This is a genomic window from Streptomyces sp. NPDC003023 (assembly GCF_042888225.1).
In the GTDB taxonomy this organism is placed as follows: Bacteria; Actinomycetota; Actinomycetes; order Streptomycetales; family Streptomycetaceae; genus Streptomyces.
In genome coordinates, this window is the sequence record NZ_JBIAPL010000007.1 from 301,984 (window position 1) to 321,748 (window position 19,765).

The 19,765-nt window shown below is 71.5% G+C and carries 18 protein-coding genes and 2 tRNA genes; 13 read left to right on the forward strand and 7 right to left on the reverse strand.

Translation table 11 applies throughout. The annotated features are described in order from the left end of the window. Positions 1 to 15: 15 nt before the first annotated feature. A complete protein-coding gene (locus ACFYV1_RS23865) occupies positions 16 to 528 on the reverse strand; it encodes a DsbA family protein (RefSeq protein WP_389397558.1) in 513 nt (170 codons plus the stop codon). Positions 529 to 704: 176 nt separating this feature from the next. Here ACFYV1_RS23865 and ACFYV1_RS23870 point away from each other — a divergent pair, with 176 nt between their 5' ends. Both ACFYV1_RS23870 and ACFYV1_RS23875 read left to right on the forward strand, forming a co-directional pair. Further along, positions 705 to 1,148 (forward strand): hypothetical protein, encoded by a 444-nt coding sequence (locus ACFYV1_RS23870; protein ID WP_389397559.1) that lies wholly within the window; start codon positions 705 to 707, stop codon positions 1,146 to 1,148. Positions 1,149 to 1,264: 116 nt separating this feature from the next. Then, positions 1,265 to 1,417: a hypothetical protein gene (locus ACFYV1_RS23875; protein WP_389397560.1), complete on the forward strand. Its 153-nt coding sequence runs from the start codon at positions 1,265 to 1,267 to the stop codon at positions 1,415 to 1,417. A gap of 23 nt (positions 1,418 to 1,440) precedes the next feature. Here ACFYV1_RS23875 and ACFYV1_RS23880 read toward each other — a convergent pair whose 3' ends face one another. Both ACFYV1_RS23880 and ACFYV1_RS23885 read right to left on the reverse strand, forming a co-directional pair. Continuing rightward, complete coding sequence (locus ACFYV1_RS23880; protein WP_389397561.1) at positions 1,441 to 1,995, reverse strand: CGNR zinc finger domain-containing protein; 555 nt, start codon at positions 1,993 to 1,995, stop codon at positions 1,441 to 1,443. 201 nt (positions 1,996 to 2,196) lie between these two features. Then, a complete protein-coding gene (locus ACFYV1_RS23885; RefSeq protein WP_003959770.1) occupies positions 2,197 to 2,610 on the reverse strand; it encodes an SsgA family sporulation/cell division regulator in 414 nt (137 codons plus the stop codon). Between the two features lie 190 nt (positions 2,611 to 2,800). On the opposite strand from ACFYV1_RS23885, the gene ACFYV1_RS23890 reads away from it, so the two are divergent. Both ACFYV1_RS23890 and ACFYV1_RS23895 read left to right on the forward strand, forming a co-directional pair. Continuing rightward, on the forward strand, positions 2,801 to 3,289 hold the full coding sequence (locus tag ACFYV1_RS23890; RefSeq protein WP_389397562.1) for a TIGR02611 family protein: 489 nt from the start codon (positions 2,801 to 2,803) through the stop codon (positions 3,287 to 3,289). 54 nt (positions 3,290 to 3,343) lie between these two features. Continuing rightward, a tRNA-Val gene (locus ACFYV1_RS23895) sits at positions 3,344 to 3,415 on the forward strand. Between the two features lie 78 nt (positions 3,416 to 3,493). On the opposite strand, the gene ACFYV1_RS23900 is transcribed toward ACFYV1_RS23895, so the two are convergent. Next, positions 3,494 to 5,977: an SCO7613 C-terminal domain-containing membrane protein gene (locus tag ACFYV1_RS23900; RefSeq protein ID WP_389397563.1), complete on the reverse strand. Its 2,484-nt coding sequence runs from the start codon at positions 5,975 to 5,977 to the stop codon at positions 3,494 to 3,496. Positions 5,978 to 6,069: 92 nt separating this feature from the next. Between ACFYV1_RS23900 and ACFYV1_RS23905 the strand changes: the two genes are divergently transcribed. Both ACFYV1_RS23905 and ACFYV1_RS23910 read left to right on the forward strand, forming a co-directional pair. Continuing rightward, positions 6,070 to 6,516: an SRPBCC family protein gene (locus ACFYV1_RS23905; protein WP_389397564.1), complete on the forward strand. Its 447-nt coding sequence runs from the start codon at positions 6,070 to 6,072 to the stop codon at positions 6,514 to 6,516. A gap of 39 nt (positions 6,517 to 6,555) precedes the next feature. Further along, positions 6,556 to 6,627 (forward strand) — tRNA-Val (locus tag ACFYV1_RS23910). A 58-nt stretch (positions 6,628 to 6,685) separates the two neighbouring features. Here the strand turns inward: ACFYV1_RS23910 and ACFYV1_RS23915 are convergent. Next, a complete protein-coding gene (locus ACFYV1_RS23915; RefSeq protein WP_389397565.1) occupies positions 6,686 to 7,411 on the reverse strand; it encodes a 3'-5' exonuclease in 726 nt (241 codons plus the stop codon). Between the two features lie 121 nt (positions 7,412 to 7,532). Between ACFYV1_RS23915 and ACFYV1_RS23920 the strand changes: the two genes are divergently transcribed. The 4 genes from ACFYV1_RS23920 to ACFYV1_RS23935 all read left to right on the forward strand — a co-directional run bounded on the left by ACFYV1_RS23920 (position 7,533) and on the right by ACFYV1_RS23935 (position 12,082). Next, positions 7,533 to 8,123, forward strand: a complete 591-nt coding sequence (locus tag ACFYV1_RS23920; protein WP_389397566.1) for a DUF4365 domain-containing protein — start codon at positions 7,533 to 7,535, stop codon at positions 8,121 to 8,123. Continuing rightward, on the forward strand, positions 8,123 to 9,358 hold the full coding sequence (locus tag ACFYV1_RS23925; RefSeq protein WP_389397567.1) for a hypothetical protein: 1,236 nt from the start codon (positions 8,123 to 8,125) through the stop codon (positions 9,356 to 9,358). The genes ACFYV1_RS23920 and ACFYV1_RS23925 overlap by 1 nt, the downstream gene beginning before the upstream one ends. Before the next feature lie 102 nt (positions 9,359 to 9,460). Beyond that, entirely contained in the window at positions 9,461 to 11,434 is a 1,974-nt protein-coding gene (gene thrS, locus ACFYV1_RS23930) for a threonine--tRNA ligase (RefSeq protein ID WP_389397568.1), read from the forward strand. 84 nt (positions 11,435 to 11,518) lie between these two features. Beyond that, positions 11,519 to 12,082 (forward strand): HIT family protein, encoded by a 564-nt coding sequence (locus ACFYV1_RS23935; RefSeq protein ID WP_389397569.1) that lies wholly within the window; start codon positions 11,519 to 11,521, stop codon positions 12,080 to 12,082. A gap of 3 nt (positions 12,083 to 12,085) precedes the next feature. Here the strand turns inward: ACFYV1_RS23935 and ACFYV1_RS23940 are convergent, their stop codons facing one another. After that, entirely contained in the window at positions 12,086 to 13,741 is a 1,656-nt protein-coding gene (locus ACFYV1_RS23940) for a hypothetical protein (RefSeq protein WP_389397570.1), read from the reverse strand. Positions 13,742 to 13,977: 236 nt separating this feature from the next. Then, on the reverse strand, positions 13,978 to 16,197 hold the full coding sequence (locus tag ACFYV1_RS23945; protein WP_389397571.1) for an elongation factor G-like protein EF-G2: 2,220 nt from the start codon (positions 16,195 to 16,197) through the stop codon (positions 13,978 to 13,980). Positions 16,198 to 16,465: 268 nt separating this feature from the next. Between ACFYV1_RS23945 and pgsA the strand changes: the two genes are divergently transcribed. Genes pgsA through ACFYV1_RS23960 form a run of 3 tightly spaced genes read left to right on the forward strand, consistent with a single transcriptional unit; the run spans position 16,466 to position 19,187 of the window. Then, complete coding sequence (gene pgsA, locus ACFYV1_RS23950) at positions 16,466 to 17,131, forward strand: phosphatidylinositol phosphate synthase (protein ID WP_389397572.1); 666 nt, start codon at positions 16,466 to 16,468, stop codon at positions 17,129 to 17,131. Beyond that, entirely contained in the window at positions 17,131 to 18,027 is an 897-nt protein-coding gene (locus ACFYV1_RS23955) for a phosphatidylinositol mannoside acyltransferase (RefSeq protein WP_389397573.1), read from the forward strand. Before pgsA ends, ACFYV1_RS23955 begins: the two co-directional genes overlap by 1 nt. Further along, complete coding sequence (locus ACFYV1_RS23960; protein WP_389397574.1) at positions 18,024 to 19,187, forward strand: glycosyltransferase family 4 protein; 1,164 nt, start codon at positions 18,024 to 18,026, stop codon at positions 19,185 to 19,187. Before ACFYV1_RS23955 ends, ACFYV1_RS23960 begins: the two co-directional genes overlap by 4 nt. Positions 19,188 to 19,765 lie beyond the last annotated feature (578 nt).

The window sequence follows — 19,765 nt, forward strand, 5'->3', positions numbered from 1 at the left end:
CCCCTCGGGCACCGCCTACCGTCCGGTCAGCAGCCGGTCGGCGATCTCCTCGACGCGCGCCCGCAGCCCCTCCTGGCTCTTGCCGCCGTCGAGGCGCTCCCCGCCGATGACATAGGTCGGCGTGCCGGTCACGCCGATGGCCTTGCCCTCGGCCTGGTCGGCGTCGACGATCAGGATGTGCCGGCCGTCGATCAGCGCGGTGTCGAACTCCTCGGCGTCCAGGCCCAGTTCGCGCGCGACCTCCAGCAGCAGAGCCTCCCCTTCGGCGGCCAGCTCCTCGGTACGGGCCAGCACCGCCTCCACGTAGGGCCACGCCCGGCCCTGCACCGTGGCCTCCTCGGCGGCCTGCGCGGCGGCGAACGAGTGCTTGTGCTTGTCGAGGGGGAAGTGCCGCAGCCGCAGTTCCATCCGGTCGCCGTAGCGCTCCCTGAGGGCCCGCAGGTCCTCGAGGGCGCTGTGGCAGTCGGGGCACTGGAGCTCGCACCAGACGTCGAGGACGACGGGGGAGGCGGTCGAGGAGTCGCTCATACGGCCAGTCTCCCAGTCCCGTACCGGCCACCCCAACCGGGACCTGGGTAGGACTCCACCCCGGAGATCTCCCCCAGATACGACCGGACCCGGCCCGCACCGTGGCCCCGAACAGCAACGACGGTGCAGGATGGAAGGGATCGAGCCGATCGAGCCGCCCATGCCTGGAGGACGCGATGCTTGCCGAGACCATTTGCTCCGCGGTGTCCGCGGCGGGACTGGGCATCGCCGCGATCACGGCGTACCGCAGGCGTTTCCTCGCCGCGACGCGAATCGCCGCCTACTCCCTTGTCCCCCTCGGCCTGGTGCTCACCGGCGCGGTCGACTGGGTGGCCGGATCGGTGTTCAGCCTCACCGCCTGGGTCGGCTTCGGCCTCCTCGGCGGCGCGTGGCTGCTGTTCATGACGACCAGATTCGTCGAGCGCCGGGCGGGCGGCAGCCGCAAGGAACGCAAGGCCGCCGCGGCGGCCGGACGCGGCCCGGTCGAGCCCGGTACGTCGCAGCCCTCGCTGGGCCGGTCCGCTCCGCCGGCCGAAAAGCCCGGGGCCACCCGGCAGAAGACGTCCGCCGGCGACGACTTCAGCGACATCGAGGCGATCCTCAAGAAGCACGGCATCTGACCGTCGGACGGCCCCGGCCGACGCGAGCGCCGCACCACGGGATGTGATGAACGGCCATGCTCACGTGGCGTGTTGATTGATCATTACGGTCCGGCCTGCGTCATCATCACCCCGAGATGCTCGATACCTCGCGGGGCCAGCCCCCCGCACCGACCCAGGAACCGCGCGGATGCCTTTTCGCGCTCTCCCAGCCGCCCCTGATGATCTTCCTCGGGGTGATCGGCGTCCTGCTGCTCATGGCAGCCGTGCACGATCTGTTCTGGCTGTGACGCGGTGAGCCGCCACGGCCCTGTCAGCCCGCCGCCTCTTTGCGGCGTGCCCGGTACGCGGCGACATGCAGTCGGTTGCCGCACGTCCGGCTGTCGCAGTAGCGGCGCGACCGGTTGCGCGAGAGGTCCACGAACGCGCGCCCGCAGTCCGGCGCCTCGCAGCGTCGCAGCCGCTCCTGCTCGCCGGCCACGACGATGAACGCCAGCGCCATCCCGCAGTCCGCCGCGAGGTGGTCGGCGACCGACGCGCCCGGTGCGAAGTAGTGCACGTGCCAGTCGTAGCCGTCGTGGTCGGTGAGCTGCGGAGTCGTTCCCGCGGCGGCCACCAGGCGGTTGATCACCTCGGCGGCGGCCCGGCTGTCCGTCGCCGCGAACACCTCCGCGAACAGCGCGCGGATCGCCTGCACCGCCTTCAGATCCCGTGGGGTCAGCTTCCCCACGCCGCTGACCTTGTGGTTCCGCACGAAGTCGTACAGCGCCTCGACGTCCGTCAGCCCGTCGTCCTTGCTCTCCGGTGAGGTGTTCACCAGATCGACGACGGTGTCTAGGGCGATACGGGTGTCGTGGGGGATCAGCACGAATTCGCTCCCTGGCCGGATGCGGGCCGGTGCCCGCCGAATTGCGCTGACTCTAGCGGTTCGTGCACAGAGCACACCGGCGCCGTCGCCGCGGTGGATTCCGCGGCGACGGCGCCGGTGTTCGCCGTATCCGGCCGGCCACGCGGTGCCGTCTCCCCGAGACGGACGGCACCGTGCGGCTTTCCGCCGACCGGATTGGACTCAGCTTTCGGCCAGAATGTGCGACAGCTCCGTGTCCAGATCGAAGTGACGATGCTCGGTGCCGGGTGGCACCGCGGCGTCCGTCCGCTTGAGGAACGACTCCAGGGCCCGCGCCGGGGCTTCGAGCAGGGCTTCGCCCTCCGGGGAGCTCAGCGCGATGCAGACGACGCCCTGACCGTGGCTGCGGGACGGCCAGACGCGTACGTCGCCCGTGCCGGTGGGGCGGTGCAGCCCCTCGGCGAGAAGGTCGCGGGCGAAGACCCATTCGACCGTCTCTTCGGCTCCGGTGTGGAAGGTGGCGTGCACGGCATAGGGATCGGCCGTGTCATACCGCAGGCCCGCGGGTACAGGCAGTGATGACTCGCTCGATACAACGAGGCGCAGGTGCAGCTCGCAGCTGACCGTGGTGTTCATAAGCGCCAGGGCCTTTCGCTCAGTGTGCGCTCGGGGATTCGCACGTCGGCGAAGTCGACATGCCACCTACGGTGCCGTTGTAAACCCCTCTGACCGTTTTGGGATCCTTCAGGTCGCTCGTACGGCGGTGGATTACTTTGCGTTATACGGCCATTCCGGTGACTGAGTTCAGTCCGGTAAGTTTGGAGTTATGAACGCGCAGAGTGACGAGCGGGACGAGACCGTCGCGGCAGCGACGGCCCCGCCCGCGACGGGGGACGTGACGGCGGGGGCGGCTGAGCCGCTCCGCGAGACGGAGAAGGAGGAACCGGCGCTCGGCTCCAAGGCACCGCACTTCATCAAGCGGTCCAGGACACTGCATGTGAGCTGGCAGGTCGGCGTCTTCATCGTCGGTCTCGCCGTCGTCGGGGCGGGCGTGTCCATGCTGGTCCTGCCCGGGCCCGGCTGGGTCGTGATCTTCGGCGGCATGGCGATCTGGGCGACGGAGTTCGTCTGGGCACAACTGGTGCTGCGCTGGACCAAGCGCAAGGTCACGGAGGCCGCCCAGCGGGCGCTCGACCCCAAGGTCCGGCGGCGCAACATCATCCTCACCACGATCGGTCTCGTGATCGTCGCGGTGCTCTGCGGTGTCTACCTCTGGAAGTTCGGGCTCGTGATGCCCTGGAAGATCGACCAGTGACCCGAGCGCGGTCCGGGGCACACGCTGACATGCGGTAATGTTTGCGCTGCGCCCGGGCGATTAGCTCAGTGGGAGAGCGCTTCGTTCACACCGAAGAGGTCACTGGTTCGAACCCAGTATCGCCCACCCGGACCGAATGCCCCGGAGACCGTCCAGTCTCCGGGGCATTCGGCATTCCCGTACGGTTCCGCTCCTCCGTGCCCGTCACCGCATCCGGCTCAGGCGGTCCCGCAGCGTGCGGGCGTCCTTCAGACGCTGCTCGTACGTCGCCCCGACGGCGAGCAGCAGCAGGCCGGCGAACGCGGGCGGCAGCCAGCGGGGGAGCGCACCGACGACCTGCACCACGTACGGGGCGAGTTCGTGCAGCGCGTCGAGCGCCAGTACCGCCCCGCCGAGCACGAGCAGCGCCTGCAGCCCCAGCCGGGCGCCGGCCAGGGTGACGGCCAGCGCCGCGAGCCCCAGCAGCAGGGGCCTCATCCAGTGCTGGTCGCCCCAGGCGGTGACCAGACTCGGCACCAGCGTCGCCGCGACGCCCGGTCCGTACGCCGTCCACGAGGAGGCCTGCGGATCCCGGCGGCGGCGCAGCACCCCGACCACCACTGCCGCGGCGGTCACCGGCAGCGTGTACGCCTCCGGGGACGCGATGTCCGAGGCCGCCAGCCGCGCCCAGGTCGCCGTCACGAACAGCGTCGCCGCCACGTACCCCGCGACGGGACGCCGTTCCACCCGCACCGCCGTCCCCGCGGCGATCACGCCGCCCAGCGCCAGCACCAGCGCGAAGACGGGCAGGTGACCCGCCGCGAACGGGAGCGCGAGGAGGCCCGTCGCGGCGCCGGTCGTCTCCACCGCCAGGGCCGGTGAGCGGTCGCGCAGCACGCCTCCGAGCAGCGCGGTGACCGCCGGGACGACCAGGAGCAGCGGTGCCGCGCGGTGCGGCGGCAGTTCGAGGGCCGCGGCGGCCGCTCCGGTGAAGGCCGCCGCGCAGAGCGTCGCCGTGCAGGCGAGCAGCGTCCGCACCGGGCCGCTGGAATGCCGTGCGGCGAGGGCCAGTGCGACGACGAGGGCACCGAGGACGACGAAGGTGGCCGACCGTGTCGCGAGCGACAGCAGCGCGAGGCTGACCGACCCGCCGAGAGCACACACCAGGGCGGCCACCGCCTCGGCGCCCGCCTGGCGTACCGAGAACACGAGCACGGCGAGGGTCACCGCGAGCTGCCACACCACAGCGGGCCAGTGGGCGAAGCCGAACACCAGGGGCACGACCACGAACGCCGCCCATGCCGACACCAGGGCGACGCACCGGGCCGCTCCCCGCCACCGGTGGCCGACCGCGTGGGAGCTCGCCGCGGACGAGAGCCGGGACGCCTCGCCGGGATCGGCCGTCGCCTCGTTCCCGGCGGGCCGTGAGGCAGACGGCGAGGCCGCCGTGTCCTTTCCGCCCGCCGTCAGCGGTGCCGTGCCGCGGACACCCGCCGCCGTGGCCGACACCGTCGCCGTGATCAGGAGCACCAGAGGCACCGGGAGAAGCGCTGTCGCCACGGCGTCCGGATCGGGGAGGTCGGACGTGCCGGACCAGATGTCGGCCGTCAGCGTCGCCGGGCCCGCCAGTGCCAGCAGTGTCAGGGGCAGCGCCGTCACGACCGCCGCCGCGTGCACCGCACCGGACGCGCACGCCAGGCCGGGCACCAGGCGGCGCGCCGACGGGACTCGTGCGACGCCCAGCAGCGCCACCGCGCACAGCAGATAGCCCAGGACCGACCAGCCCGCCGGGACCGAGGCGCGGATCACGCCTCCCGCACCGGCCACCACCGTCAGGCCTCCGAGGGCAGAGACCCAGACGGCGGCCGGGGCACGCCACGCGGTGAACAGGGCGACCGCCGCCGCCACGGCCAGCAGGACCGCAGGCCCGGCGGCGGCCGCCGGAGTGTCCGCCATCAGCGACCGGTACGTTCCGATCAGCAGGGCACCGCCACCCGTCGCCGCGGCACCCGTCCAGGCGACCGCCCGCACGCCCGCCGGCCGGGTCCACAGTGCGACGGCCACGCCCAGCGCCGCGGTGAGCAGCAGCGCCCACTCCACCGGCGGCGCGGCGGGGTCCCCGGTCAGCGCCCACAGCGGCAGCGGAAGCTGGGAGGCCGCCACCGCGACCGGCAACGGCGAACGCAGGCGGGGCAGGGAAAAGCCGTAGGCGGACCACAGCCCCGCGAGGGCCGCGGCGGCCAGGGCGGCATAGCCGAGCCCGTCCGTGTCCGGCAGCGCCACCCGGTGCAGCGCGTACGCGTCGAGCACCATCAGAACCATGCCCAGCACGGCCACGGACTCGGCCGTCGCGACGAGACCCCGGCGCTGCAGGAGGGCGGGGGCCGCGAGTGCCACCGACGTCACGACGCCCAGAACGGCGGAGCGGCCGCCGATGCCCATCGCGCCCCAGCTGACGAGAGTGAAGGCGATCGCCGCGACCGTGAGCAGGAGGCCGCCGAGTGTCAGAAGCAGGTTCCGTACGCCGGGCGGTGAGGTCTCCGCGGTGCGAGCCGCGAGGGGCAAGGCGGCAGGGGGCGCTGCCGGGGGCCGCAGCGCGGCGAGCAGCCAGGCCCTGCGGGCCAGCAACTGCGCGCGCCGCATGTCCAGTTGATGCAGCTCGCGGTCGAGTGTCGCCAGTTCCTCGGCCGGTGGTGGCACGTTGTCCATGGCGGAAGTGTGGCCCCGGCCACAGACGCCGGCATGGGTGCGGATACTCAATTCCCGGTGAGTACGGGTCCCGTCGGGCGCAGACTGGCCCCATGGACTGGTGCCGCTACCGCTTCCGCAGCATCTGGGACCTGCCCGCCGCGCCGGACAAGGTCTACGACGTGCTGTCCCGGGCCGAGGACTACCCCGACTGGTGGCCGCAGGTGCGCGAGGTGACACCCGCGGACGACGAGTCAGGCACCGCCCGGTTCCGTTCACTGCTCCCGTACGACCTGCGCGTCGGCGTCCGTGCCTGCCGCCGCGACCCCGCGGACGGTGTGCTGGAGATCCGGATGACGGGCGATCTTGAGGGCTGGTCGAGATGGACGGTGCGAGCCGGCGGCAGGGGTACCCGGGCGCTGTACGAACAGGAGGTGGTGGTGCGCAGGCCCTTGATGCGGCGGTTGGCGATTCCCTGCCGGCCGTTCTTCCGGGCCAATCACGCGCTGATGATGCGGGCCGGGCGGCGGGGACTCGAGGCGTACCTGGAAGGAGTTTGAAGGAAGCGTGCGGCGCCCTGTATTGTTCAGTCCGTTCCCGGGCGATTAGCTCAGTGGGAGAGCGCTTCGTTCACACCGAAGAGGTCACTGGTTCGAACCCAGTATCGCCCACCGGGAGAGGCCGGTCCGTCGAAGACGGACCGGCCTTGCTCATTCCCGCCGCCCGGACTCAGGCCGCGGCAGGCAGCTCGGGCCGCAGCGGCCACGCGGGATCGACCGCCTCAGGCGCGCCACTGCGGGCGAACCACGCCTGCAGCCCCCGCGCCTGTGCCGCGTGCCACACCGCCTGCAGCGTGTGCAGCTCCGCCGGTGACAACCGCTCCAGGCGGGTGTTGAAACGCCGCCCCACCGCCCGTACGACCTCCAGCGCCGCCAGCGCGTCCGCCGCCGCGTCGTGAGCGCCGTCCAGCACCACCTCGTACTGCGCGCACAGGTCCGTGAGCGTTCGCCGGCCCTTGCGGTAGCGGTCCAGATGCTTGTCCAGCACCCGGGGGTCCAGCACGCACAGCGGCGACCGGTCGAGCCAGCGGCTCAGCGACGACGCACGGTGGCGCCTCAGTTCCCTGTCCAGCAGGGTCAGGTCGAACGGCGCGTTCATCACGACCAGCGGCCGGGCCGCCAAGCACTGCTCTGCCAGCGACCGGGCTATCTCCTCCATCACCGGCGCGGGCCAACGGCCGTTGCGCTGAAGGTGGTCGTCGGTCAGCCCGTGCACCTCGACGGCCTCCGGCGGCACGGGCACACCCGGATTGACCAGCCAGCGTGTGATCCTCGGCCGCCCGCCGGGCGAGTCCTGGACCACGACCGCGGCCGAGACGATCCGGTCCTCCTCGACGTCGACTCCTGTTGTCTCTGTGTCAAATGCGGCCAGGGGGCCGTCATACCAGTGCGTCATCCCCGAACTCCTCGCACTCATCCGGCAGATGGCATGAGCCCCTGCCCGAATCGGTGATACCCGGGCTGTTTGCACCGTACGCAGCCCGGTGACAACACTGTTGACGGGGAAGGAAATCGCCATGGCGCTCGCCCAGCCCGAGCAGGGAGGGCTGTCCCCAGCAAGCGGGAAGGATCCCCAGCCGCAGCGGACGCTCCCGCTGCGCGGAGGACTCGCCACGACCGCCTGCATGGAGACCCTCCAAGTGGGCTATCTGCATGCCGTCGCCGCCGCGGCCGGCTGCTCGCTCTCCCAGCCGTTCCCGGACAACGGCATCGACTGGCATGTCAGCCACAGCTCGGCCGGGCACACGGTCGACGACGAGGTCACCATCAAGGTGCAGCTGAAATGCACCTACCAGATCCCGCCGCACCCGCCGGGGCCCGCGTTCTCGTTCACCCTCGACAACGACCACCTGGTGAAACTGGCCCGCACCCCTGTCTCCGTGCACAAGATCCTGGTCGTGATGCTCGTGCCCAGGACCCAGGACGAGTGGCTGCGGGCCGGGCACGACCGGCTCGACCTGAGGCACTGCTGCTACTGGACCAACCTGGCCGGCCAAGGAGTGACCGGCAGGCGCAGGACCACCGTGCGCATCCCGACCTCGCGGATCTTCGACGACCGGGCACTCTGCGAGATCATGACGCGCGTCGGGGCGGGAGGGAGACCCTGATGCACCGGCCTTTCGACGACCACATGCGCCCGCACCCGAGCGCCGCGGAGCCGCCCGACCCCTGGCTCGGGGCGGCCGAACCCGACCCCGCAGAGGTCGACCCCGCAGTCCTCGGCGCGCTGCTGGACCGGCACGGCTGGCGCCGCCGCGGCGGCGCCGCGGGCCGCTACACCCGCTGGACCCCGCCGGGGCCCGCCACCGGGGGCACCAGTCTGCTCGTGCCCGAGAGCAAGGCCTTCCCCGACTCCCAGGACCTCCTCGGAGAGGCCATCACCGCCCTCGTACGGAGCGCAGCCCCCTCCGCCAAGGACGTGCTCGTCGGGCTGACCGTCCCCAGTGACGAGATCCGCTGGTGGCGCGACGTACCGCAGGACGGGCCCCCGGGCACCGCTTCCTGGACCGTCCAGGAACAACTGCGTTCCGGCGCGCGGCAGATGCTGCTCGCCGGGGCGCTCGCCGCACGCGAACGCGCCGGCTACTACGGTTCGCGCCACCGCCGGGCGGCACAGGCCCTGCTGGAAGGTGTCCTCGTCGGACCTGCGCCCGGCGGCCGGTCCCTCACCGCCTTCGTGCCCGTACGGTCCGGGCGGGCCCTCGCGGTACGCCTCTGCCACGCCCTGCAGGCCGCCAGGGAAGCCATCGACTTCCAGCGCGCGACCGGCGGCACCGAGGCCTTCGACGCGGCGGTCCGGGCCGGAGTGAGCCGTGAACTGACCGAAGCCCTGATCGTGCTCGTACGCGGCTCGGAAGGGGCCCGCGTCGGCCTCGGCTGGTCGCCCGCAGCCGGAGTGCCGCCGGGCTGCCCCGCCCGTATGGAACCGGTCGAGTTCTCGCCCGGCGACCTTCCCGCGCTCCGGGCCGCGGGCGCCCGCTACCTCCAGGACGAGCCGTCCGTGCCGGTCCGGATCACCGGCACCGTGGTGCGCATGAGGCGCTCGGGGCCGCGGGGCGCAGGTACCGTGCGCCTGCGGGTCCTGGCGGGCGCCGACGTCCCCCATGTGAGAGTGGCGCTCGACGAGGACGCGTACCGCGCCGCCGGCCACGCCCACCTGGTGGGAGTGCCGATCCGGGTGGCGGGACGGCTGGAGAGCAGGGGCGGGTTCCGCCGGCTCACCGATGCCTCCGGAGTGGTGCCGGTGCCGGTGGACGAGGCGGAACGCGACCGCCTGATGAAGTCGCTGCAGGAGAATCCCGACTTCCTCGAGGAGACCGGCGACCAGGAGACCGACGGATAGCGGCCCCGACCGTTTCGCGAGCGGCCCCTTCGGCTCGGTACGATTCCGAGTGCGTACGCAATACGGGTCGCGTACGCATCCGCCTTCAGTCAGGAGAGACCGGTGTCAGACGTCCGTGTGATCATCCAACGCGATTCCGAGCGGGAAGAGCGCGTGGTGACGACGGGCACTACGGCCGCCGACCTCTTCCCCGAGCGCACCGTCGTCGCGGCCCGCGTGGGCGGCGAGCTGAAGGACCTCGCGTACGAGCTGAAGGACGGCGAGGAGGCGGAGCCCGTCGAGATCTCCTCCGAGGACGGCCTGGCCATCCTGCGCCACTCCACCGCGCACGTCATGGCCCAGGCCGTGCAGGAGCTCTTCCCGGAGGCCAAGCTCGGCATCGGCCCGCCGGTCAAGGACGGCTTCTACTACGACTTCGATGTCGAGAAGCCCTTCCATCCCGATGACCTCAAGGCCATCGAGAAGAAGATGCAGGAGATCCAGAAGCGGGGTCAGCGCTTCTCGCGCCGCGTCGTCACCGACGAGGCCGCGCGCGAGGAGCTCGCGGACGAGCCGTACAAGCTGGAGCTCATCGGGCTCAAGGGCTCGGCGTCCTCGGACGACGGCGCGGACGTGGAGGTCGGCGCGGGCGAGCTGACCATCTACGACAACCTGGACGCCAAGACGGGCGAGCTGTGCTGGAAGGACCTCTGCCGTGGTCCGCACCTGCCGACCACCCGCAACATCCCTGCGTTCAAGCTGATGCGCAACGCCGCCGCGTACTGGCGCGGCAGCGAGAAGAACCCGATGCTCCAGCGCATCTACGGCACCGCCTGGCCGTCGAAGGACGAGCTGAAGGCGCACCTCGAGTTCCTGGCCGAGGCCGAGAAGCGTGACCACCGCAAGCTGGGCAACGAGCTCGACCTGTTCTCCGTCCCCGAGCAGATCGGCTCGGGCCTCGCGGTCTTCCACCCCAAGGGCGGCATCATCCGCCGGGTCATGGAGGACTACTCGCGCAGGCGGCACGAGGAGGAGGGCTACGAGTTCGTCTACACCCCGCACGCCACCAAGGGGAAGCTCTTCGAGACCTCGGGCCACCTGGACTGGTACGCCGAGGGCATGTATCCGCCCATGCAGCTCGACGAGGGCGTGGACTACTACCTCAAGCCCATGAACTGCCCGATGCACAACCTGATCTTCGACGCGCGGGGCCGGTCCTACCGCGAACTGCCGCTGCGCCTGTTCGAGTTCGGCACGGTGTACCGGTACGAGAAGTCGGGCGTCGTGCACGGTCTGACCCGTGCCCGCGGCTTCACCCAGGACGACGCGCACATCTACTGCACCAAGGAGCAGATGGCGGACGAGCTCGACTCGACGCTCACCTTCGTGCTGAACCTGCTGCGCGACTACGGTCTGACCGACTTCTACCTGGAGCTGTCCACCAAGGACCCGGAGAAGTTCGTCGGCTCCGACGAGATCTGGGAGGAGGCCACCGAGACGCTGCGGCAGGTGGCCGAGAAGCAGGGCCTCCCGCTGGTCCCCGACCCGGGCGGCGCCGCGTTCTACGGGCCGAAGATCTCCGTCCAGGCCAAGGACGCCATCGGCCGGACCTGGCAGATGTCCACCATCCAGTTGGACTTCAATCTGCCGGCCCGTTTCGACCTTGAGTACACCGGCCCTGACGGGACCAAGCAGCGTCCGGTCATGATCCACCGGGCATTGTTCGGCTCGATCGAGCGGTTCTTCGCGGTGCTGCTGGAACACTACGCGGGGGCGATGCCGCCGTGGCTGGCGCCGGTGCAGGCGGTCGGCATCCCGATCGGCGACGCGCACGTCGACTACCTGCAGGCATTCGCGGTGGACGCGAAGAAGAAGGGCCTGCGGGTCGAGGTGGATTCCTCCTCGGACCGGATGCAGAAGAAGATCCGCAACCACCAGAAGCTGAAGGTCCCGTTCATGATCATCGTCGGCGACGACGACATGAACGCCGGCACGGTCTCGTTCCGCTACCGCGACGGCTCGCAGGAGAACGGGATCGCCCGTGACGAGGCGCTGGCCAAGCTCTGCGACGTGGTGGAGCGTCGCGTACAGGTCTGACCCTTCCCCGCCCTGGCGGGAATGACCGAGGGGCGGCTCCTTCCCGGGGCCGCCCCTCGCCGCATGCCGCGAGCAGCGCCGAATATGCTGGCCCGCATGACGACAGAGCAGCCGGAGCAGCAGATCGGAGTCGGGACGCCTGACGCGTTCCAGCGACTGTGGACGCCTCACCGGATGGCGTACATCCAGGGTGAGAACAAGCCCACCGGCCCCGGATCCGGGGACGGCTGCCCGTTCTGCTCGATCCCGTCGAAGTCCGACGAGGACGGTCTGATCGTCGCCCGTGGCCGGCGCGTCTACGCCGTGCTGAATCTGTACCCCTACAACGGCGGCCACCTCATGGTGGTGCCCTACCGGCACGTCGCCGACTACACGGAGCTGGACGACGCGGAGACCGTGGAGCTCGCCACGCTGACCAAGCAGGCGATGACCGCCCTGCGTGCCGCGTCCGGTGCGCACGGGTTCAACATCGGCCTCAACCAGGGCTCGGCCGCGGGCGCCGGTATCGCCGCGCACCTGCACCAGCACATCGTGCCGCGCTGGGGCGGCGACACCAACTTCATGCCGGTCGTGGGCAACACCAAGGTGCTGCCCCAACTGCTCGGCGACACCCGCAGGATGCTCGCCGAGCACTGGCCGCAGGGCTGACGCTCACGCGTCGTAGACGTCGGCCTTCCCCGGCGCCGGGTCCTGGATGCTGCCGCTGACGGCCAGCGAGCGGCTGCCGAAGCGCTCCGTGTCGACGCCGTTCTCGTCGAGGACCCTCAGCGCCGCGGCGTGCGCCACGCGCAGCACGGGTGCGGCGGCGCGCATGGCGTCGTCGGCCATGAACCGGTGGCGCCACGGCTTGTCCGCCCAGGCGTGCCGGAGGCCGAAGGGCTCGGGCAGCACGAGCTTGCCGCCGAGGAAGTCCAGCAGCGGCGGGTACCAGGTGAACGGCGCCCGCACGGCGAGGCGCACCACCTCCTTGGCGTCCACCAGGGGCAGCACCCGGTCGACGGTCTCCCAGAAGCGGACCGTCTTGCTGACGGTGACGGTCTTCGGCTCGGGTTTCGTGGTGAAGAGGGAGTGGACGGGGCCGAGCGCGTGACCGGTGACCTCGACGCGCAGGGTCTCGTGGAGCACCGTGACGGTGATCATCATGGTGATGACGAGCTGGCCGTCCCAGAGGGTGAACTGCACGCCCAGGTAGTGGCGGTTGCCGCTGCCGAACTGCTGGTGGTTGCAGATGCGCTGGATCTCGTTGCCGCGGATCTGGAAGGCCTCGACCTCCTGGCCCTCCGGGCGTGCGACGGAGCCGGCGTTCTCGCCGACGGGGGAGACGATCCAGTGCCTGACCGAGGGCGGCGGGAAGCCGCCCGAGTTGAGCGGGCCGCGCTCCAGCAGCTTGAGCTTGTCGTGAATGGCCCGTACGACGTCCCAGCTGCGGAACTGGTTGATCTCCTTGGCCGGGTCCTTGGAGACGAGCTCCTCGGCCATCTGCCAGCTTCCCCAGCGGGTGCCCATGCCGAGTATCCCCTTGGGGCCGGCGTAGAAGACGACGTTGGAGCGCTGCTCCGCGGTGAGCTTCTCCAGTCCCTGGCGGAGCTGCTCGCGGGCGGCGTCGCCCGGGTTGCCCGGTACGGCCTCCGGCACCTTGGCGCCGATGCCGCCGCCGGACAGGAGTCCGTCCCAGCGGTCGCGCATGTCCTTGGCGGAGGATTCGCAGATGCGCTTGGCGATGAACCAGCCGATGACGGGGGCGACCAGCATGGCGCGCACGTAGTACGCCCAGAAGCCGCCGAACGGGAGCCGGAAGAGGACGAGCGCGGCGAGGATGCCGACGCCCACGAGCAGCAGGCTGCCGAGCGTGCCGGCGGTCCTGTTCTGCGATCCCGCGAGAGTGCGGCGGAGTTGGAAGACACCGAGCCACAGGAGCAGGCCCGGCAGGAAGAGCAGTCCGCACACGGCCATGACGGCGGTGAGCCTGCTGTCGCGTTCGCGGCGCAGGCGGGTGGCGGCGAGGCAGTGCTCGACCACGGACTGGGGTTCGGTGCCGAACGACTGGATGAGCGCCTTGCGGCCGCCGCCGAGCATCCGGGTCTGCACGGCCCGGCAGAAGGCCTCTCCGAGGTTGGCCTCGAAGAGCGAGACCTTTCCCGGCTTCACCTCGGACTTGTGCCACTCGCTGTTGGCCTTGAGGATCTCCTTCAGTTCGGAGTCCCGGTAGGCGGCCGACGCGAGGGCGTGCGTCGCCGCCGTCTGTCCGGCCGCGCCCATGAGGGGAACCTGCGCCCCGGGCGTGAAATCGAATAGGTCGTTCGCCACTACCGCCCCCATCGCCGCTTGATCGTGCTCTGCGGCCTGTTCCCAACTACCGTGATCCGCACACCTGCTGAGCTGGGCAGCCCAGCAGGTGGCCCCAGCCTAGCGAGGCCGGGGCCGTCACGTCAGTGGGCGATCGCGTCGCCCCCTGCCCGGTGCCTGCTGTCCGTGCTCCGCCCGTGCGCCCCGAGCGCCCGCCCGTGTCGCCCCGGGGCCGGCGCAGGCGGACGGGGGCGCCGTCACGGCGCCTTGGAGCCGTTCCCGCCCTGGTCGCGCAGCTTTTCGGCGACCTGCTGGGGCATGGCCTCGTGACGGGCGTAGCAACGGCTGAACCGGCCGGTGCCGTGCGAGATCGCGCGCAGGTCCACGGCGTATCTGCCGATCTCCAGTTCGGGGACCTCCGCCCGCACCAGGGTGCGGGAACCGGCCGTCTGCTCGGTGCCGACGACCCTGCCGCGGCGGCCGGACAGGTCGCTCATCACCGGACCCACGTACTCGTCGGAGACGAGCACCCGCAACTCCGCGACGGGCTCGAGCAGATTGATCCGGGTGTCGGCGGCGGCCTCGCGCAGAGCCAGGGCGCCGGCTGTCTGGAAGGCGGCGTCGGAGGAGTCCACGGAGTGGGCCTTGCCGTCGCGCAGGGTGATCCGTACGTCGACGAGGGGATAGCCGGCGGCCACGCCGCGTGCCGCCTGGGCACGAACGCCCTTCTCCACGGACGGGATGAACTGGCGTGGCACCGCGCCGCCGACGACCTTGTCGACGAACTCGATGCCGGAGCCCGGAGGCAGCGGGTCGACGTCGATCTCGCAGATCGCGAACTGGCCGTGCCCACCGGACTGTTTGACATGACGGCCGCGGCCGGCGGAGCTCTCCTGGAAGGTCTCGCGCAGCGACACCCTGTGCGGGACGACGTCGACCTGGACGCCGTAGCGGTTGCGCAGCCGTTCCAGGGCGACGTCCGCGTGCGCCTCGCCCAGGCACCACAGGACGACCTGGTGGGTGGCCTGGTTCTGCTCGAGCCGCATGGTCGGATCCTCGGCGACGAGGCGGGCGAGCCCCTGGGAGAGCCGGTCCTCGTCCGCCTTGCTGTGGGCCTCGACGGCCAGCGGCAGCAACGGGTCGGGCATGGCCCACGGTTCCATGAGGAGCGGATTGTCCTTGGCGGAGAGCGTGTCACCGGTCTCCGCGCGGGAGAGCTTCGCGACGCAGGCCAGGTCGCCGGCGACGACGTGGGGGAGGGGGCGCTGCTGTTTGCCGAACGGCGCGGACAGGGCGCCGACGCGTTCGTCGACGTCGTGGTCCTCGTGGCCCCGGTCGGCGAGCCCGTGCCCGGAGACGTGCACGGTGTCGTCGGGACGCAGGGTCCCGGAGAAGACCCGGACCAGCGAGATCCGTCCGACGTAGGGGTCGGAGGCCGTCTTGACGACCTCGGCGACGAGCGGCCCCGAGGGGTCGCAGCTGATCCGCGGGCGCGGTTCGCCGTCGGGGGAGGTGACGGCCGGCGGGGCCGGTTCGAGGGGTGTGGGGAAGCCTCCGGTGATCAGCTCGAGCAGTTCCACGGTGCCGAGGCCCTGCTTGGCGCCGCCCGTGGCCGGGGCGGCGGCGAGCACGGGGTGGAAGGTGCCGCGGGCCACGGCCTTCTCCAGGTCGTCGATCAGTGTCCCGAGGTCGATGTCCTCGCCGCCGAGATAGCGGTCCATGAGGGTCTCGTCCTCGCTCTCCGCGATGATCCCTTCGATCAGACGGCCGCGGGCTTCTTCGAGCAGCGGTGTCTGGGCGGGGTCCGGCGGCTCTTCCCGCCGCTCGCCGGAGGAGTAGTCGAAGACCTTCTGTGTGAGCAGGCCCACCAGGCCGGTGACCGGTGCGTGGCCGTCGGTGTGCGGGGGGCCGTACCGCGGCAGGTAGAGCGGCAGTACGGCGTCGGGGTCGTCGCCGCCGAAGACGCGGGCGCAGACCGCGGTGAGCTCGTCGAAGCCGGTGCGCGCGGTCTCCAGGTGCGTCACGACGATCGCACGCGGCATGCCCACCGCGGCGCACTCCTCCCACACCATGCGGGTCGCGCCGGCCACGGCATCGGCCTCCTGCGCGGCCGAGACGACGAAGAGGGCCGCGTCCGCCGCTCGCAGACCGGCGCGCAGCTCACCGACGAAGTCGGCGTATCCGGGGGTGTCCAACAGGTTGATCTTGTACCCGCCCCACTCCAGGGGGACGAGCGAGAGCTGTACGGAGCGTTGCTGACGGTGCTCGATCTCGTCGTAGTCGGAGACCGTCGCGCCGTCCTCGACCCGGCCGGCCCGGTTGACCGCTCCCGCGGTCAGCGCCAGCGCCTCGACCAGGGTCGTCTTGCCGGATCCGCTGTGGCCGACCAGCACCACATTCCGTACGGATGCGGGGCGGTCGGCCGTTACTGCTCTGCCGGCGGCTCCGGGGTGGTGTGCGTGCGCCTTGTCACCCATGATCTTGCCTCCCGATCGATTGCACGGCGAGGAGGGAAAGCCGCGGGCGGGCTGGGAGCCGTTCGAAGGCGTCCCCAAGGGCGTCCGGGGCGGCTCCGGCGAGGCCCGCGGTTGTCTTTCGAGCTTTCCACTCCCGTCACTGTGCGTCCATACGTCGGACGGCGCCTCCGGGGGCGGGTGCGCGGCGCTGTCACGGGGCGGGCGTGACTACGATGGGCCAGCCGATGGCCGACGGGGCCATGCGGCCCACCGAACCCTCGGGAAGGCCATGCTGAACAAGTACGCGCGTGCATTCTTCACGCGTGTCCTCACACCGTTCGCCGCGTTTCTGCTCCGCCGCGGGGTGAGCCCCGACGCGGTCACCCTGATCGGCACGGCGGGTGTGATGGCGGGAGCGCTGGTCTTCTTCCCCCGGGGGGAGTTCTTCTGGGGCACGATCGTCATCACCCTGTTCGTCTTCTCGGACCTGGTCGACGGCAACATGGCGCGCCAGGCCGGTGTTTCGAGCCGGTGGGGTGCCTTCCTGGACTCGACCCTCGACCGGGTCGCCGACGGGGCGATCTTCGGCGGCTTCGCCCTCTGGTACGCCGGCCGGGGCGACGACAACGTCCTGTGCGCGGTGGCCATCTTCTGCCTGGCCAGCGGCCAGGTCGTCTCGTACACGAAGGCCCGTGGCGAATCGATCGGTCTGCCGGTGGCGGTCAACGGGCTCGTCGAGCGTGCGGAACGCCTGGTGATCTCACTGGTGGCCGCCGGTCTCGCCGGGCTGCACGGCTTCGGTGTCCCCGGCGTCGACATCCTGCTGCCGATCGCCCTGTGGATCGTCGCGGCCGGCAGCGTGGTGACGCTGGGGCAGCGGGTCGTGACCGTGCGGCGCGAGTCGGCCGAGGCCGACGCGGCCGCGGCGCACGAGCGCGGGGCGGAGACGTCGTGATGCGGGACAGCCTGACCGACGCCCTGTACGGACTGGGCTGGGCCGCGGTCAAGAAGATGCCGGAGCCGATGGCGACCCGGCTGGGCCGCACCATCGCGGACACGGCGTGGAAGCGGCGCGGCAAGGGCGTCCTGCGGCTCGAGGCCAACCTCGCCCGGGTGGTGCCGGATGCGAGCCCCGAGCGCCTCGCCGAGCTGTCCAAGGCCGGTATGCGTTCGTACATGCGCTACTGGATGGAGTCGTTCCGGCTGCCCGCGTGGAGCCAGGAACGGGCCCGGAGCAGCTTCGACGGCGACGACATGCACCGTCTGACCGACGGCCTCGCCACGGGCCGCGGTGTGGTGCTGGCGCTGCCGCACCTGGCGAACTGGGACGTCGCCGGGGTGTGGGTGACGCGGGCCCTGGGGGTGCCGTTCACCACGGTCGCCGAGCGGCTCAAGCCGGAGTCCCTGTACGACCGGTTCGTCGCCTACCGGGAGAGCCTCGGCATGGAGGTCCTCCCGCACACCGGCGGATCCGCCTTCGGCACGCTCGCCAGACGGCTGCGCGACGGCGGCCTGGTCTGTCTGGTGGCCGACCGTGATCTGTCCGAGTCCGGCGTCGAAGTGAAGTTCTTCGGTGACACGGCCCGGATGCCGGCCGGGCCCGCGTTGCTCGCCCAGCAGACCGGGGCACTGCTGCTGCCGGTGACCCTCTGGTACGACGAGACGTCCGTGATGAAGGGCCGGGTGCATCCGCCCGTCGAGGTGCCCGAGACAGGTACACGGGCCGAGAAGACGTCCTCCATGACACAAGCCCTGGCCGACGCCTTCGCCACGGGCATCGCCGAACACCCGGAGGACTGGCACATGTTGCAGCGTTTGTGGCTCGCGGACCTCGAGGAGCGCCGGACGTGAAGATCGGCATCGTGTGCCCGTACTCGTGGGACGTGCCCGGCGGCGTCCAGTTCCACATCCGGGACCTCGCCGACCACTTGATCCGGCTCGGCCACGACGTGTCCGTGCTCGCCCCGGCGGACGACGAGACGCCCCTGCCGCCGTACGTCGTCTCGGCGGGGCGGGCCGTCCCCGTGCCGTACAACGGGTCGGTGGCCCGGCTGAACTTCGGCTTCCTGTCGGCGGCCCGGGTACGGCGCTGGCTGCACGACGGCACCTTCGACGTGATCCACATCCACGAACCGGCCTCGCCGTCACTGGGGCTGCTGTCGTGCTGGGCGGCGCAGGGCCCGATTGTCGCCACCTTCCACACGTCCAACCCTCGCTCCCGGGCCATGATCGCCGCGTACCCGATCCTGCAGCCGGCGCTGGAGAAGATCAGCGCGCGGATCGCGGTGAGCGAGTACGCGCGGCGGACGCTGGTGGAGCACCTCGGCGGGGACGCCGTCGTCATTCCCAACGGCGTCGACGTCGGCTTCTTCGAGAAGGCCGAGCCCAAGAAGGAGTGGCAGGGGAACACGATCGGCTTCATCGGCCGCATCGACGAACCGCGCAAGGGTCTGCCCGTCCTGATGAAGGCGCTCCCGGCGATCCTCGCCGAATGCCCGGACACCCGGCTCCTCGTCGCCGGCCGCGGTGACGAGGAGGAGGCCGTCGCCTCCCTGCCGCGCGAGATGCGCTCGCAGGTCGAGTTCCTCGGGATGGTCAGTGACGAGGACAAGGCACGGCTGCTGCGCAGCGTCGACGTGTACGTGGCGCCCAACACGGGCGGCGAGAGCTTCGGGATCATCCTCGTGGAGGCGTTGTCGGCGGGCGCGCCGGTGCTCGCCGCGGACCTGGACGCCTTCGCCCAGGTCTTGGACCAGGGCGCGGCGGGCGAGCTGTTCGCCAATGAGGACGCGGCGGCGCTGGCGACCGCGGCGGTGCGGCTGCTGCGCGACCCGGAGCGGCGCGCGGAACTGCGTACGCGGGGCAGCGCGCACGTACGGCGCTTCGACTGGTCGACCGTGGGCGCGGACATCCTGTCGGTGTACGAGACGGTGACGGACGGAGCGGCGTCGGTGGCGGCGGACGAACGTGCGGGGCTGCGGGCACGGTTCGGCCTGGCGGCGCGGGACTGACGCGGGCCGGGTCGCGCCTGCGCGGGCCGTTTCCCCACCCCACCCCCAACCCCTTCCCGACCCTGTGCGGTGCTGCGCGCGGTCTTCCATGGGCTCCGCCCCCTGAGCCTGGCGGCGTGGGAGGGCCTCCCACCGGACCTCCGCGCCGGGGGTGCCGGCGACCTGATGACGCTCTCGTCCGCCGACCGGGGTGCCGCGCGACGGCGGTCGGCCTTTTCCGGGCCCGCGTGGCTCGGTCGTCGGCGGGGCTCACGTCGTCCCTGTGCGCGGCGTGGATTGCCGTGGAGGAGGGGGCCTCGGCCCGGTCGGTGCGCGCTCGGGCTGGCGTGGGTCGGTCGTCGGCGGGGCTCGCGTTGTCCCTGTGTGCGGGGTGGTTTGCCGTGGGGGCCTCGGCCCGGTCGGCGTCGGGGCCCGATGGCCTCGATCGCCGGTGGGGCTGAGATGTCACGTGCGCCCGCCCCCTGGGTCGGGTCGCCGCGCGCAGCGCCGGCCCGGTCGGCGATCGAGGCCATCGCGCGAAGCGCGGTACGCCGCCCGTCAGGGCGGGAGCGCCGGGGTCCGGGGCGTGCCCCGGTTTC

Bases quoted from the DNA above. Each gene is read 5' to 3' on its own strand.
- ACFYV1_RS23865 (WP_389397558.1), bottom strand. From the start codon at position 528: ATGAGCGACTCCTCGACCGCCTCCCCCGTCGTCCTCGACGTCTGGTGC.
- ACFYV1_RS23870 (WP_389397559.1), top strand. From the start codon at position 705: ATGCTTGCCGAGACCATTTGCTCCGCGGTGTCCGCGGCGGGACTGGGC.
- ACFYV1_RS23875 (WP_389397560.1), top strand. From the start codon at position 1,265: ATGCTCGATACCTCGCGGGGCCAGCCCCCCGCACCGACCCAGGAACCG.
- ACFYV1_RS23885 (WP_003959770.1), bottom strand. From the start codon at position 2,610: ATGAACACCACGGTCAGCTGCGAGCTGCACCTGCGCCTCGTTGTATCG.
- ACFYV1_RS23890 (WP_389397562.1), top strand. From the start codon at position 2,801: ATGAACGCGCAGAGTGACGAGCGGGACGAGACCGTCGCGGCAGCGACG.
- ACFYV1_RS23900 (WP_389397563.1), bottom strand. From the start codon at position 5,977: ATGGACAACGTGCCACCACCGGCCGAGGAACTGGCGACACTCGACCGC.
- ACFYV1_RS23905 (WP_389397564.1), top strand. From the start codon at position 6,070: ATGGACTGGTGCCGCTACCGCTTCCGCAGCATCTGGGACCTGCCCGCC.
- ACFYV1_RS23915 (WP_389397565.1), bottom strand. From the start codon at position 7,411: ATGACGCACTGGTATGACGGCCCCCTGGCCGCATTTGACACAGAGACA.
- ACFYV1_RS23920 (WP_389397566.1), top strand. From the start codon at position 7,533: ATGGCGCTCGCCCAGCCCGAGCAGGGAGGGCTGTCCCCAGCAAGCGGG.
- ACFYV1_RS23925 (WP_389397567.1), top strand. From the start codon at position 8,123: ATGCACCGGCCTTTCGACGACCACATGCGCCCGCACCCGAGCGCCGCG.
- ACFYV1_RS23935 (WP_389397569.1), top strand. From the start codon at position 11,519: ATGCTGGCCCGCATGACGACAGAGCAGCCGGAGCAGCAGATCGGAGTC.
- ACFYV1_RS23945 (WP_389397571.1), bottom strand. From the start codon at position 16,197: ATGGGTGACAAGGCGCACGCACACCACCCCGGAGCCGCCGGCAGAGCA.
- pgsA (WP_389397572.1), top strand. From the start codon at position 16,466: ATGCTGAACAAGTACGCGCGTGCATTCTTCACGCGTGTCCTCACACCG.
- ACFYV1_RS23955 (WP_389397573.1), top strand. From the start codon at position 17,131: ATGCGGGACAGCCTGACCGACGCCCTGTACGGACTGGGCTGGGCCGCG.